15 protein-coding genes are annotated in these 13469 nt (G+C 74.4%); 5 read left to right on the forward strand and 10 right to left on the reverse strand.

The genetic code is table 11. From position 1 onward, the window contains the following. The first annotated feature begins 66 nt into the window (after window positions 1-66). The gene (gene nhaA / locus HNR19_RS00105) at window positions 67-1446 is read left to right on the forward strand and encodes a Na+/H+ antiporter NhaA (RefSeq protein ID WP_218910097.1); all 1380 of its coding nucleotides are present in this window, start codon (window positions 67-69) and stop codon (window positions 1444-1446) included. On the opposite strand, the gene HNR19_RS00110 is transcribed toward nhaA, so the two are convergent. The 7 genes from HNR19_RS00110 to HNR19_RS00140 form a co-directional block, all read right to left on the reverse strand. Further along, entirely contained in the window at window positions 1349-2332 is a 984-nt protein-coding gene (locus HNR19_RS00110) for a hypothetical protein (protein ID WP_179665987.1), read from the reverse strand. The two genes, nhaA and HNR19_RS00110, sit on opposite strands and share 98 nt — an antisense overlap. A gap of 84 nt (window positions 2333-2416) precedes the next feature. Continuing rightward, the gene (locus HNR19_RS00115) at window positions 2417-3064 is read right to left on the reverse strand and encodes a GTP cyclohydrolase II (protein ID WP_179665988.1); all 648 of its coding nucleotides are present in this window, start codon (window positions 3062-3064) and stop codon (window positions 2417-2419) included. Continuing rightward, window positions 3064-3768 carry a RibD family protein gene (locus tag HNR19_RS00120; protein WP_179665989.1) on the reverse strand — a complete coding sequence of 235 codons (705 nt, stop codon included), beginning with the start codon at window positions 3766-3768 and terminating at the stop codon, window positions 3064-3066. Before HNR19_RS00120 ends, HNR19_RS00115 begins: the two co-directional genes overlap by 1 nt. Further along, window positions 3761-4660 carry a lysylphosphatidylglycerol synthase domain-containing protein gene (locus HNR19_RS00125; RefSeq protein WP_179665990.1) on the reverse strand — a complete coding sequence of 300 codons (900 nt, stop codon included), beginning with the start codon at window positions 4658-4660 and terminating at the stop codon, window positions 3761-3763. The genes HNR19_RS00120 and HNR19_RS00125 overlap by 8 nt, the downstream gene beginning before the upstream one ends. Before the next feature lie 8 nt (window positions 4661-4668). Further along, window positions 4669-5763, reverse strand: a complete 1095-nt coding sequence (locus HNR19_RS23355; protein ID WP_218910098.1) for a glycosyltransferase — start codon at window positions 5761-5763, stop codon at window positions 4669-4671. Beyond that, complete coding sequence (locus HNR19_RS00135; RefSeq protein ID WP_179665991.1) at window positions 5760-6158, reverse strand: 6-pyruvoyl trahydropterin synthase family protein; 399 nt, start codon at window positions 6156-6158, stop codon at window positions 5760-5762. Before HNR19_RS00135 ends, HNR19_RS23355 begins: the two co-directional genes overlap by 4 nt. Continuing rightward, window positions 6158-7141 carry a zinc-dependent alcohol dehydrogenase gene (locus HNR19_RS00140; RefSeq protein WP_179665992.1) on the reverse strand — a complete coding sequence of 328 codons (984 nt, stop codon included), beginning with the start codon at window positions 7139-7141 and terminating at the stop codon, window positions 6158-6160. The genes HNR19_RS00135 and HNR19_RS00140 overlap by 1 nt, the downstream gene beginning before the upstream one ends. Before the next feature lie 78 nt (window positions 7142-7219). Between HNR19_RS00140 and HNR19_RS00145 the strand changes: the two genes are divergently transcribed. The 4 genes from HNR19_RS00145 (at window position 7220) to HNR19_RS00160 (ending at window position 11194) form a co-directional block, all read left to right on the forward strand. Beyond that, window positions 7220-9481, forward strand: a complete 2262-nt coding sequence (locus HNR19_RS00145) for a CDP-alcohol phosphatidyltransferase family protein (RefSeq protein WP_179665993.1) — start codon at window positions 7220-7222, stop codon at window positions 9479-9481. 62 nt (window positions 9482-9543) lie between these two features. Continuing rightward, window positions 9544-9933: a hypothetical protein gene (locus tag HNR19_RS00150; protein WP_179665994.1), complete on the forward strand. Its 390-nt coding sequence runs from the start codon at window positions 9544-9546 to the stop codon at window positions 9931-9933. A gap of 5 nt (window positions 9934-9938) precedes the next feature. Beyond that, window positions 9939-10451, forward strand: a complete 513-nt coding sequence (locus HNR19_RS00155) for a sigma-70 family RNA polymerase sigma factor (RefSeq protein WP_343046973.1) — start codon at window positions 9939-9941, stop codon at window positions 10449-10451. Continuing rightward, window positions 10448-11194: a zf-HC2 domain-containing protein gene (locus HNR19_RS00160; RefSeq protein ID WP_179665995.1), complete on the forward strand. Its 747-nt coding sequence runs from the start codon at window positions 10448-10450 to the stop codon at window positions 11192-11194. The genes HNR19_RS00155 and HNR19_RS00160 overlap by 4 nt, the downstream gene beginning before the upstream one ends. A 6-nt stretch (window positions 11195-11200) precedes the next feature. Here HNR19_RS00160 and HNR19_RS00165 read toward each other — a convergent pair whose 3' ends face one another. The 3 genes from HNR19_RS00165 to HNR19_RS00175 are packed head-to-tail and all read right to left on the reverse strand — an operon-like array spanning window position 11201 to window position 13436. Then, window positions 11201-12004: an MBL fold metallo-hydrolase gene (locus HNR19_RS00165; RefSeq protein WP_179665996.1), complete on the reverse strand. Its 804-nt coding sequence runs from the start codon at window positions 12002-12004 to the stop codon at window positions 11201-11203. Between the two features lie 17 nt (window positions 12005-12021). After that, complete coding sequence (locus HNR19_RS00170; protein ID WP_218910099.1) at window positions 12022-12792, reverse strand: maleylpyruvate isomerase family mycothiol-dependent enzyme; 771 nt, start codon at window positions 12790-12792, stop codon at window positions 12022-12024. Further along, window positions 12789-13436, reverse strand: a complete 648-nt coding sequence (locus HNR19_RS00175; protein ID WP_179665997.1) for a TetR family transcriptional regulator — start codon at window positions 13434-13436, stop codon at window positions 12789-12791. Before HNR19_RS00175 ends, HNR19_RS00170 begins: the two co-directional genes overlap by 4 nt. Window positions 13437-13469: the final 33 nt, after the last annotated feature.

Consider the following 13469-nt stretch of genomic DNA (forward strand, 5'->3'; position numbering starts at 1 on the left):
CTCCCGACCCTATCGAAGTGCCCGGAGTCGTGGGGCCGAGTGCCGTGCCCGTAGAATCCGCCCCAGGTGAGCCGGGAAGTCTGGTCGGCGCTCGTGCAGCCGACCCCCGAGGAGACCAGCGTGCCCGACCGCGACCTGTGGCAGCAGGGCCCGATCTGGAGCAGGAGCGACCGTCCGGTCGCGCGGTACGTCGCCCGCCCTCTGCGTGAGTTCCTCCGCGTCGAGGCCGCCGGGTCGATCCTGCTGGTGCTCGCCGCGGTGGCGGCGCTGGTGTGGGCCAACTCGCCGTGGGGCGGCAGCTACGACGACTTCTGGCACGCCCACGTGACCCTGGAGGTGGGCCCGTTCGGCGTCGAGGGCAGCCTCCAGCACTGGGTCAACGACGCCCTCATGGTCGTCTTCTTCTTCGTCGTCGGCCTCGAGATCAAGTACGAGCTCGTCAACGGCGACCTGCGCGACCCCCGCACGGCGGCCCTGCCGATCGTCGCGGCCGTGGGCGGGATGGTGGTGCCGGCCGCGATCTACGCCGCGATCGCCGGAGGGGGAGACGCGGGCGCCGGCTGGGGCATCCCGATGGCCACCGACATCGCGTTCGCCGTCGGAGTGCTCGGCCTGCTCGGGCAGCGGATCCCGTCGGCGGCGCGGCTGTTCCTGCTGACGCTCGCGATCGTCGACGACATCGGCGCGATCCTCGTGATCGCCGTGTTCTACACCGCCGACCTCGACCTGCGCTGGCTGGTGATCGCTCTCGTCCTGCTCGGACTGGTGGTGGCGATGCGGTTGGCACGCGTGTGGGCGCTGCCGGCGTACCTCGTCGTCGGCGTGGCGACCTGGTACGCCCTGCTGGAGTCCGGCGTCCACGCGACCCTCGCGGGCGTGGCGCTCGGCCTGCTGACGCCCGCGACCGCGCTGCTGCGGGCCGACGTCGCCCGGGAGTACGCCGACGAGGCGCTGCACGACCGTGCGCTCGACCAGGAGGAGGTGCACCGCCTGCGCTTCCTGCTCGTGGAGTCGGTGCCGATGGTCGAGCGGCTCCAGCACCACCTGCACCCGGTCTCGGCGTACGTCGTGCTTCCGGTGTTCGCCCTCGCCAACGCCGGCGTCCACCTCGGGGCCGGACTCGGGGACGCGGTGACCTCGTCGGTCGCCCTCGGCATCGGCGCCGGCCTGGTGCTCGGCAAGCCGGTCGGCATCCTGCTCGCGTGCTTTCTGGCGGTCCGGCTGGGCCTGGCCCGGCTGCCGCGCGACACCGGCTGGGCCCAGGTCGCGGGCGTCGGCGCGGTCGCCGGCATCGGCTTCACGGTGTCGCTGTTCATCGCGGGCCTGTCGTTCCCGGACGCGCCGGGCCTCACCGAGCAGGCCAAGATCGGGATCCTGCTGGCGTCGCTGGTCGCTGCTCTCGTCGGTACGGCGCTGCTCCTCCTGTCGACGCGCCGGACTCCGTAGCCAGGCGCAGGGCACCGCCGATCGCGCCGGCGAGCGCGCACAGCAGGACCAGCAGGCTGAGGAAGGCGTGGGCAGGGTGGGTCTGGGGCGCGCCCCACGCGTCGTCGGCGATCACCACCTGCTTCATGGTGTCGAGGAACGTGCCGCTGAACAGCACCGCGGTGCCCACCCAGAGCCCGGCCAGGCGCAGGCGGGTCAGGCGTCCGCCGCGCAGGAGCCCGGTGGCCGCGGCAGCGCCCGCCAGCGCGGCCGTGGCGCTGACCACCAGGAACGTCTGCTGGGCGGTCGTCGGGTCGTCGAACGGGCCACCGCCGACGGTGGCCCACAGCCCCTGCTGGACGGCGAACACCACGGCGCCGATGACGAAGACTCGGCCCAGCAGGAGCTCCAGCGCGAGCGTCGGGCCGCCGGCTGCTCGGTCGGATCCGCCGCGGGCCACGACCGGCCAGCGGTCCCGGGCGTAGAGCACGAAGCCCGACAGCAGCAGCACGGCCTGGGCGGCGAAGCCCAGGTAGACCAGAGCGAAGACCCAGCCGGCGAGGACGTCGTTCCCCGCCAGCGCGTTGCCACCCCCGGTCGCGCCCTGGAGCAGGCTGCCGATCAGCGCGCCACCTCCGACGGGCACCAAGAGCCCGGTCGCGACCCACGCGGGCAGCACCACCAGGAGAGGAGGGAGGCGTCGGCCGACCGGCAGCACCAGGGCCAGGGCCACGGCGATCGCCACGACCTCGAGGCCGGCTGTGATCACGTTGGCCGTCCGCGTGGTGTCGTCGAAGCCCTCCTGGGAGACCCCGATGTCCGACCCGGCGATCCAGGCGATCTTGAGCAGGAGGTAGGGCAGGCATGCCGCAACGGTCGCGGCGCAGATCCAGGCTCGTTGGCGCATGGATCGAGACAACCATCGCCGGGTCGACAGGCGCATCGGGACGTTCCCTGGTCCACCCCCGGCGGCAGCGGGGCGATCCCCGGGTCAGCCCCCGACGCCGTCGAGCGTGTGCGCGCCGACGGTCGCCTTGGCCGCCAGGTAGAGCGCGTTCGCCGGCGACAGGTGCACCCGCGTCGGGACCCGCTCGACCACCGTGATCCCGTCCCGCGCCAGCTGCTCCGCCTTGTCGGGGTTGTTGCTCAGGAGCCGCAGCCGCCGTACGCCGAGGGCGCGGAGCATCTGCGCCGCGGCCGTGTAGTCGCGCTCGTCGGCGCCGTGGCCGAGCGCCTCGTTGGCGGCGTAGGTGTCGAGCCCCGCGTCCTGGAGGGTGTAGGCGTCGAGCTTCTCGTAGAGGCCGATGCCGCGGCCCTCCTGCCGCAGGTAGAGCAGGAAGCCCCCGGCGCGGCTGATCCGGAGGATCGCCTCGTGCAGCTGGGGCCCGCAGTCGCAGCGCTCGCTGCCGAGCACGTCGCCGGTGAGGCACTCGCTGTGCAGCCGGACCAGCGGCGGCGCGCCGTCGCGGGGCACCTCGTGCAGCGCCGCGGCCCACGGCCCGAGCCCGATCGCCAAGTGCTCGCGCCCGTCGGACAGGCCGGTGAACGTGAACGCCCGGCCGGACAGGCGCTGGTCCCCGACCCGCAGCGGGATCGTCAGGTCGGTGCGGACGGCGGCCGGCGCCGGCTGGTCGTGCATCAGGCCTCCTCGGTCTCGCCGAACCGGTCGGACAGGGCGTAGCGCAGCAGGACGACGTCGCCGATCGGCCGCGTCTCGACGAGCCGTGCCCGGTGGTCCGGGCACCAGGGGAATCGGCCGTCGTCGACGAACCGGCGGGCGCGCGAGTCGCCGACGAAGAACGGCGCGACGACCAGCTGGAGCTCGTCGGCGAGGGCATCGGTGAGGAACTGCGTGTGCACGGTGCCCCCGCCCTCCACCATCAGCCGCCGGATGCCGCGGGCGTAGAGGTCCTCGCCGACGCGGCGCATCCGCACCGGGCCCCGGCCACCGTCGACGACGGTGGCGAGCCGGCCCAGCCGGTGGCTCGTCGTCGGCGTGCTCTCCCGGCTGCAGTAGACCAGCTTGTCGCTCGTGCCCACGGTGAAGAAGTTGGCCTGCGGGTCGAGGTCGCCGCGGGCCGTGATCGTCACCTTCGCGGGGGTCTCGGGCAGCCCCGCGGCCACCCGGGCGCGCCGGCGGCCGGCCGCCCGCACCAGCAGCCGCGGGTTGTCCTTGCGGACGGTGGAGGCGCCGACGAGGATCGCGTCGCACCCGGCGCGGACCTCGTCCACGCGGTCGAAGTCGGCGTCGTTGGAGAGCAGCAGCCGCTGCGCGGTCGGCCCGCCGAGGTAGCCGTCCAGCGACATCGTGCAGCTCAGCAGCGTGTAGGGACGATCAGGCATGGACGACCTCCCGGGTCCGCTCGGGCGTGAGGGTGACGACGCCCGGGAGTGTCGCGACCAGGGAGACGACGCCGAACGCGACGGCGACGCTCACCCCCGTCGCGGCTCCCAGCCCCGCCTCGGCGAACAGCCAGGCGGCGGCGCCCTCGCGCGGGCCCCAGCCGGCGATCGAGAGCGGGAGCGCGGAGGCGAGCAGCACCACGAGGCCGAGCGCCGCGAGCTCGACGAGCGGCGTCGCGACGCCGACCGACCGGGCGACGACGACGAACACCGCGAGGTGGCCGAGCGCGGCGAGCGCCGACGAGACCGCCACGCGGGGCAGGACCGGGCGCAGGGTGTCGAGCTCGGCCCGGGCGGCCTGCCGTGCCCGCCGCGGCAGTGCCACCGTCAGGCCGACGGCGGCCGCGGCCGCGCCGAGCACGGGGATCCCGACGTCGGCGCGCACGGGGGCCGGTAGCAGGAGCACCGCCGCCACGGCGAGGCCCGCCTGCACGGCCTGGCCGGACACGCGGTCCCAGAGCACCGACCGCAGGCCGCGACCCATCGCGCCGGTCCGGCGCCCGTGGTCGACGCCGCGGTGCAGGTCGCCGAGGACACCTGCCGGCAGCGTCGCGTTGACCAGCTGCGACCGGTAGTAGCGGCGGTACGCCGTACCGAGCGGGACCGCGACCCCGAGCCGCTCCGACAGCAGGCTCCAGCGCCACGCGCAGCACGCGGTGGTGCCGGCCGTGACGACGAGCCCGACCAGGACCACGGTGGCGTCGAGGCGCCGGACGCCGTCGAGGAACGGCTCCGCGCCGACCCGCACCGCGAGCACGACGAGGATGGCTGCGGCGGCGGTCAGCCGCAGCCAGGTCCAGGCGCGGGAGGAGGTGATGGCGGCTCTGTTCACGGTCGGGTTCACGGTCGGGTTCGCGGTCGGGTGGTGACAGGGGATACGGGCCAGGGCCCTACGGGGTTCAGCGCGTCGACCACCTCGGCGATCCGGCGCGCGGTCGCCGACCACGGCAGGAGCTCGGTACGGCGCCGCGCGGCCGCCGAGCGCAGCCGCTCGCGCTCAGCGGGCTCGGTCAGCCAGCGCCGCAGCGCGGCCGCGAGCCGGTCGGGATCGTCGGGCGGCACCAGCACGCCGCCCGCGCCGACGGCCTCGGGATGACCGCCGACGTCGGTGACCACGACCGGGACGGCACGCGCGAGCGCCTCGCTCACGGCCATCCCGTACGCCTCGTGGCGTGAGGCCGAGACCAGCAGGTCGGTCGCGGCGAGCGCCCCCGCCACCTCGGCGTCCGCCAGGGGGCCGGTGAGCTCGACCCGGTCACCGAGGCCGGATCGCTGCACGTGCTCGCGCAGCCCCGCCACGAACCCGGGCTCGACGTCGACCGCGCCCGCACACGTGAGCTGCCAGTCCAGGTCGACCAGGGTCTCGAGGGCGGTGAGAAGGACGTCGTGACCCTTGCCGGCGGTGACGGCGGCGAGGCAGAGCAGCCGGGCGCCGGCCGGCGAGGGCTCGGCCGGCGGTGCCGGGTCGACCCCCGGCGCCGCGACCCAGGCGCGCTCCGGCATCAGGCCGTGGTGGCGGATCACCCAGTCGCGCGCCCAGTCGCTCGTGGTCATGACGCAGGCTGCGGCCGTGAGCACCGACCGCTCCGCCCGTGCCAGCGTGGGGTCGGCCTCGCTGAACGGCATGTGCAGGAGCACCACGAGCCGCAGCCGCCGGGCCGCCGGCACGACCGCGGCGGGTGCTGCCACGGCGAGCAGCCCGTCGACCACGACCACCGCGCCGTCCGGTGCCGCGGCGAGCTCGGTGGCGAGGTCTCCCGCGCGGAGCTCGTGAACGGGGACGCCCAGCTCCTCCAGGCCGAGGAGCACCCGGCGGTCGTAGCGGTTGCCCCCGCTCGGACGGGCGGGGTCGTCGATCCCGGCCGGGACCACGTACCAGGTTTCGAGGCTCGGCCGCGGGCGGCCGTGCACCTCAACCACCGGTGGCGGAGTCACAACGCCCGCTCGTAGCTCGCCCAGGCGATGTGTGACTCCCGCAGCGTCACCTCGATCGCTGCGAGGTCGGCCACGTCGCGACCGAGCTGCCCGGCGGCTGCCCGTTCGGCGAGCCGGTCGGCGACCAGGCGGGCGAGCACCTCGGTCGAGCTGTTGCGGCCGGCGAGCTCCTCGTGGTCGTCGAGGTTGCTGTAGGTCAGGTCGGCGAGCACGGCGTGCAGGTGCTCGCTCAGCCGACCGATGTCGACGACGATGCCGGCGCCATCGACGTCCTCGGCGGACACGGTCGCGTCGACGACGTACGTCGCCCCGTGCAGCCGCTGGGCCGGGCCGAACACGTCGCCGCGCAGGCTGTGCGCCACCATCATGTGGTCGCGGACGGTCACTCGGAACATCAGCGCAGGTCCTCCTCGTAGGTGATCGTGTGGCAGAGCGTCGCCGGGTCGCCGGCCGCGAGGCGCGGCATCAGGTCCGGCAGCTCGTCGAACGGCGAGCAGCCCGTCAGCAGCACGTCGAACGCCGGGTCCGCCAGCAGCTCGAGCGCGAGCGCCAGCCGGTCTGCCGTCGTCCGGCGTCCGCGGCGCGCCGGTGCGACCGCGCCCACCTGGCTCGCACGGATCGCCAGGCGGGAGGAGTGGAACGCGCCGCCGAGCGGCAGCGTGACCTCCGTGTCGCCGTACCAGCTGAGGTCGAGGACGGTGCCCTCCGGCGCGAGCAGCTCGAGCGACCGGCGCAGCCCGGCACCGGTGGCGCTGCTGTGCACGACCAGGTCGAGGTCGCCGGGCGCGTCCTCGGGCGACGCGAACCCGACGCCGAGCGCGTCGGCGACGGCCGCCCGGCTCGGTTCGGTGTCGACGAGCACCACGCGGACGCCCGGGATCCGCCCGAGCAGATGGGCGACGCAGCACCCGACCATGCCCGCGCCCACGACCGCGACCCGGTCGCCGACGAGCGGCGCCGCGTCCCACAGCGCGTTGACCGCCGTCTCGACGGTGCCCGCGAGCACCGCGCGGGCCGACGGCACGTCGTCCGGGACCGGCGTCACGGCGGCGGCCGGCACGACGTACTCCGTCTGGTGCGGGTGGAGGCAGAACACCCGGCGCCCGCGCAGGTGGGGCGGCCCCTCCTCGACGCGGCCGACGCTGAGGTAGCCGTACTTCACGGGACCCGGGAGCTCGCCCTCCTGGAACGGCGCTCGCATGACGTGGCGCTGGTCCGCCGGTACGCCGCCCCGGAACACGAGCGACTCGGTCCCGCGGCTGACACCGGACCGGAGCGAGCGCACCAGCACCTCGTCGGTGCCGACCGCCGGCACGGCCGCCGACCGGACCTCGCCGCGGCCCGGCTCGGCCACCCAGAACGCCCGCGCCTCCCGCACTCGTGCCTCCTCCGTGTCGCCGGCTGAACCTGCCGGGCCCCTTCGTCGTATGCCTCTTCACCTACCTACGGAGGACGGATGGTTCTGGTTCAGGTCGGGTGGCTCGTCGGCGCCGCCTGCGTGCTCGCGCTCGCCGTCCTGGTCGACGGCGCCCGCGCGCGGCACCGGACGCCGCTGGGCCCGGCCGGGCGGATCACCCTCCTCCGGGCGGTGCTCGCGTGCGTCGTGGCGGGGCTGACCGCGAATGCGTTCGTCAGTCGCGACCACACCGTCCTGCTGGTCGGCCTCGCGTCGGTCGCCCTGGCGCTGGACGCGGTGGACGGCATCGTCGCCCGGCGCACCGGGACGGCGACGGCCCTCGGCGCGCGGTTCGACATGGAGGTCGACGCGTTCCTGATCGCCGTGCTCAGCGTGCGCGTCGCTCCCGACGTCGGCTGGTGGGTCCTCGCGATCGGGGCGATCCGCTACATGTACGTCGCCGTGACCTGGGTCGTGCGCTGGCTCCGGCGCCCGCTCCCGCCGCGCTACTCGGCGAAGGTCGTGGCCGCCGTCCAGGGGGTCGTGCTGGTCGTCGCGGCGTCGGGCCTCCTGCCGGTGGACCTCGCCCGCGTCGCACTGGGCGTGGCACTGGCTCTGCTGGTCGAGTCGTTCGCGCGCGACGTGCGCACCCTCTGGGCGCGGCGCGGTGAGCCGCTGCCGGCGGTCGACCCGGCGACGACGCCGTCGGGCCCGATGCTCCGCCCGGCGATCGTGACCGGCGCCGCGTTCGTGGCGCTCTGGCTGGCGCTCGCGCTCCCGGACCCCACCGACGGCGTGGCGCCGCTCGACCTGCTGGTCGTGCCGGTCGAGGGGCTGGGACTTGCGGCCGCCGCGCTGGTGCTGCCCGCCCGGCCGCGCCGCTGGGTCGCGCTCGGGTTCGGGGCGGTGGCGGGCGTGCTCGTGGTGCTGCGGATCGTGGACGCGGGCTTCGCGAAGGTGCTGGACCGCCCGTTCGACCCGCTCGGCGACTGGTCCTACTTCGGCTCGGGCGTCGGCGTGCTCGGCGACTCGATCGGCACCGCCGGTGCGCGGCTGGCCGCCGTCGGCGTCGTCGCCGCGATCGTCGCGGTCGTCGTCGCGCTCGCGCTCGGCGCGGACCGGGTGGCGCGGGTCGCCAGCGAGCGCCGGCGGCCGACGCTGCGAACGCTCGCTGTGCTCGTGCCGCTGTGGGCGGTGGCCGCCGTCGCGAGCGTGCACGTGCCGGGCGGCCCGCCGGTGGCGGCGGCCGCGCCGAGCGCGCTCCTCGCCGACACCGTCGAGCGGGTGAGCGACGACATCGCGGACCGCAGCCGCTTCGCCGCCGAGATCGAGGCCGACGACTACGCCGACGTCCCCGCCGACCGGCTGCTCACGGGTCTTCGCGGGCGCGACGTGCTGCTGGTCTTCGTCGAGAGCTACGGCCGTACGGCGACCCGCGGCTCGTCGTACTCGGACGGGGTGCGGGAGGTGCTCCGCGACGGGACCCGGCGGCTGGCCGCGTCCGGCTACGCGATGCGGAGCGGTTACCTGACGTCCCCGACCTTCGGCGCGGCCAGCTGGCTCGCCCACGCGACCACGCAGTCGGGGCTGTGGGTGGACAGCGAGCGACGCTACGACCAGCTCGCCGACAGCGACCGGCTCACGCTCACCTCGGCGTTCGCGGAGGCGGGCTGGCGCACCGTGTTCGACGTGCCCGCGAACACGCGGGACTGGCCGGAGGGGACGGACCTCTACGGCTACGACGCTCTCTACGACTCCCGCAACGTCGGCTACGAGGGGCCCGAGTTCGGCTACGCGCCGGTGCCGGACCAGTACACCCTCGAGCACTTCCGCCGCACCGAGCTGGCAGGCCACGACCGCCCACCCGTGTTCGCCGAGATCGACCTCATCTCCAGCCATCATCCGTGGACGCCCTCGCCGCCGCTCGTGCCGTGGGACGAGGTCGGCGACGGCTCGATCTTCCACGGCACGACCGAGGGCGTGCCCGAGGTCGACGAGGCCCTCGACCCGGAGCGGGTCCGTGAGCTCTACGGCAGGTCGATCGAGTACTCCTGGGAGACCTTGGTGTCGTTCCTGGAGGCCTACCCCGACCCGGACCGGGTGCTGATCGTGCTCGGCGACCACGAGCCGCACGCCTACGTCAGCGGCGACGATCCCGGCCACGACGTGCCGATCAGCGTGATCACCCGCGACCGCGGCGTCGTACGCCGGATCGCCGGATGGGGCTGGGACCGCGGGCTGCTGCCGTCGGACGACGCGCCGGTGTGGCCGATGTCCGACCTCCGCGACCGGGTGCTGGGCGCGTTCGGGCCGCTGGGATGACCGGTTGAACCGGACGGACTCCCCGTCCGTGTCTTCACCAGGACCGAACGAACGGAGATCTCATGTACCTGCGCGTAGTGGCGGCGGTGGCCGCTCTCGTCTCGGCGGGCTTCCACCTGTGGCTGTGGTTCGACGGCGTCAAGGACCAGGGCGAGGTCGGGGTGATGTTCCTGCTCAACGTGGTGGCAGGCGTCGTGATCGCCGTGTTGCTGGTGACGTGGGACCACTGGATCCCGGCGTTCCTGGTGCTCGGGTTCGGCGCGGCCACCCTGGGCGCGTTCTTCATCTCGATGACCGTCGGGTTGTTCGGCATCGAGGCGGGCTGGTCCTGGTACGCCTGGGTCTCGCTCGTCTCCGAGGTCATCTGCATCCTGGCCGGCGCCTGGCTCCTCGCGCCCGCCCGCGGGACGGCGTCGAGCGGGTCGCACGGAGCGGTCCGAGGAGCACACTGAGTCCCGTGTCCGAGAGCCCGGGCGTGGTGATGCGCCAGCTGCACGACGAGCACGCTGCCGCGCTCTGGGCGTTCTGCCTGCACCTGACCGGCAACGACCGGACCCACGCCGAGGACGTCGCGCAGGAGACGCTGCTGCGGGCGTGGCGGCACGCCTCCGTGCTCGAGGAGTCGCGGGGGTCGGTGCGGTCGTGGCTGTTCACCGTCGCGCGCAACATCGTCATCGACGAGTGGCGGTCGAAGAAGGTGCGCCGCGAGATCCCTACCGACGACCTGACCGACCTCTCGGGCGCGGAGGACCGCACCGACGAGCTGCTCCTGTCCTGGGTGGTCGCGGAGGCGCTGACCCAGCTCTCGGAGGAGCACCGCGCGGTGTTGCTGGAGTGCTACTACCGCGGCCGGTCGGTCGCCGACGCGTCACGTCGCCTCGGCGTGCCGGAGGGCACGGTCAAGTCGCGCACGCACTACGCGCTCCGGGCGCTCCGGCTGGCGCTCGAGGAACTGGGGGTGAGTCAGTGAGCTGCGACTACGCGACGCTGGACGCGGCGTACGTGCTCGGGTCGCTGGCGCCCGCCGAGCGCGCGGACTACGAGCGGCACCTGCGGACCTGCGAGGAGTGCTCGCGGTCCGTCAGGGAGCTGGCCGGGCTGCCCGGGCTGCTGGCGCGGGTGCCCGCCGACGTCCTCGAGCCGGCGCCGGACCGCGAGCCGGTCCCCGCGACGCTGCTGCCCGGCCTGGTGGCCGCTGCGCGCCGCTCCCAGCGCCTCCGGGTCATCCGGACCTCGCTCGTCGCGGCCGCCGCGGTCGCGGTGCTGGCAGTGGGCGTGGTCGGAGGGGCGGCCGTGCTCCGCGACGACGACAGGCCGCCCGTGGCGGCTCCACCTGCCGCCGTCGAGACGGCCGAGCCGGTCGAGATGACCCCCGTCGGCACGAGCAGGTCGAGCGGCTGGGTCTCGCTCACGCCGGTGACCTGGGGCACCCGTCTCGACCTGACCTGCACCTACCGGGCGCCCGCCCGGGGTCCGGGCGTCCCCGGCGACTACGGCGGCAGCGACCAGGGCTCGTACGGCGACGGCGGCACGTCGACGTACACCCTGGTGGTGCGGACGACCGACGGCCGGGTGGAGCAGGCGGCGGCCTGGGCGGCGATCACCGACGCCGAGCTGCACGTCACCGGGGCGGCGTCCGTGCAGCCCGACGAGATCGCGTCGGTCGAGGTGCGGACCGCCGGCGGCCATCCGGTGCTCCGGCTCGAGCGCTGAGGGCGGTCAGCCGACGGGCTCGAAGGAGGCGAGGAGCGCCTCCAGCGCCTCCTGGTCCGGGCCTACCCACGACGGTGCGCTCGGCGCCTCGTCCAGCGCGTCGAACATCGGGCCGTTGAGCCCGATCGCGGGCGGCAGGTGGGTGCTCAGGATCGCGCTCGGATCGAGCCGGCGGAACGAGTCCACCGTCGCGGCGTACGTCGGCCGGTCGACGCCGAGGACCCACGGGCTGTCGATGGCCGCCCACAGCAGCTGCGCCGCCCGGCGATCCTCGGCCGAGACCTCGCGCACGTCGGCGCACATGGCCTGCTGGGGCGAGCCCATCGGTCCGCCGAAGCAGTCCGACGACAGCAGGGCGCCCGTCTTGTCGTCCTGGAGCCCGACGGTCGCCGGGTTGTCGAACAGCGGTGGGCGGTAGCCGGTCAGGGTCCGGTCGCCGACGTCGAGCCGCTGGCCCGGGTTGAGCAGGTGGACCCGGTCGAGGGGCACCGCCCACTCGCAGCTCATGATCCCCACGCCGAGGAACGTGGTGACCAGCTTGGCCTGTGGGGCCGCCTCGAGCAGCTGCCACAGCCCGCCCGTGTGGTCGCGGTCGGGATGGGTGATCCAGACCCAGCGGACGTCCGCCGGGTCGATGACCTCGGCCAGCTCGGCCACGAAGTCCTTGTCGGGCGTGCTCAGCCCGGTGTCGACGACGACCGGCTGCTCGGCGTGGATCACGAAGGTGTTGACGGGGAGGAAGCCGATGCCCGGGATCTCGGCGTGGTCGCTCATGACGGTGACGTCCGGCAGGACGCGGTGCTTCTCCATGGTGTGTTCTCAGTTCTTCAAAAGGGAACCTCGGTGGTGAGGAGGCCGTCGCCCGAGCCCCGGCCGGAGAGGACGCGGCAGAACTCGATCGCGTCCATCTCGATGGTGGGTCCGCCGTCGCCGGCGGACCAGGAGCCTCCCGCCGGCCCGGTGAGCCGGAGCCGGTAGGGGAGCCCGTGACGGTCCGCCCACTCGGCGACCACGTCGGCGACGATGACGCCGTCGTGGTCGGCGGTGAGCAGAGGTGCGCGCCCGGTGGCCCGGGCGATGTCCATGCGGTGCATCCAGGGGTCGCGGGTCAGGATCGTCTCCGCGAGGTAGCCGAGGGTCCAGGTCTCCTCGCGACCGTTCACGACCTGCTTCTCCGGCAGGCGCATGCGTCCCATCAGGACCGCCACCCGTCGCCGGCCGCGGGCGGCGCGCGGCGCCACCGATCGGATGCCGGCGAGGACCTGGTCCGGCGTCCACGCGGCCCGCTCGCTCACCTGGAGGGCGGTGAGCGCGTCGAGGGTCGAGCTGCCCGTCGCGGACGCGTCGGCCGCTGCGCGGCGCTGCTGGCGCAGCTGCTCGCGCAGCCCGGTCGTCATCTCGGCCATGCCGACGGTGTGGCACGCCATCTGGCGCACGTCCCAGGCGGGGCAGTCGGTCCGCTTGGTCCACTCGTCGGTGTCGAGCGCGGCCAGGGCGTCGGCGAACCGGGCGTACTCGTCGGCGGCCAGCCGCAGCGCCGTACGGCGATCGAGGCGGGAGCGGCGGGGGGTGGTGGTCGTGGTCATCGTGGTGCTCATCTCGAGGCTCGTCTCGCAGTGCGTGCGGTCGCCCGCCGGGCGGGCTTCGTCGGGGGAAGACCGACGCCGTCGGCCCACATGTCGATGGCCCGCTCGAGAAGGCGCGAGAAGCGGTCCCCGCCCGGGTCGTTGGCGTGCTGCTGGTCGATCAGGCCGCCGAGCAGGGCCAGCCAGATGTCGAAGTCGGCGCGGTCGGTGATGCCGAAGCTCCGGAAGTCGCGGACGCCCTTCTCGAGGACGCGTACGGCCGGCGCGTAGGACTCCGGGCTGGGCTCGAAACCGGGGATGATGCGCTGGTTCATCAGCTGGTAGCGCGCCAGGTCGGCCACGGCGAAGTCGAAGAAGGTGCGCGCGGCGAGGTGGACCGCGGTGCGGGGATCCTCCGGGGGCTCGGCAAGGTCCCGCTCGAGGAGCTCCTCGTACGCCGACCACGCCTCGCCGTACATCGCGTCGTAGATCGCGTTCTTCGAGTCGAAGTGCGTGTAGAGCGACGGCGCCTGCATGCCGACGCTGCGCGCGATGTCGCGCAGCGTGATGCCGGCGAGGCCCACCTCGTGGGCGAGCTCCCATGCCGCGGCGATGATCTCGCGCCGCGTCGCCGCACGCCGTTCGGCGATCCTATCGCGCTTCGGTTCTCCTAACACAGTTAGGAGAATGCGCCGGACCGGGCGGAGGTG

The sequence above is a fragment of the Nocardioides thalensis genome, from assembly GCF_013410655.1.
Classification (GTDB): Bacteria; Actinomycetota; Actinomycetes; order Propionibacteriales; family Nocardioidaceae; genus Nocardioides; species Nocardioides thalensis.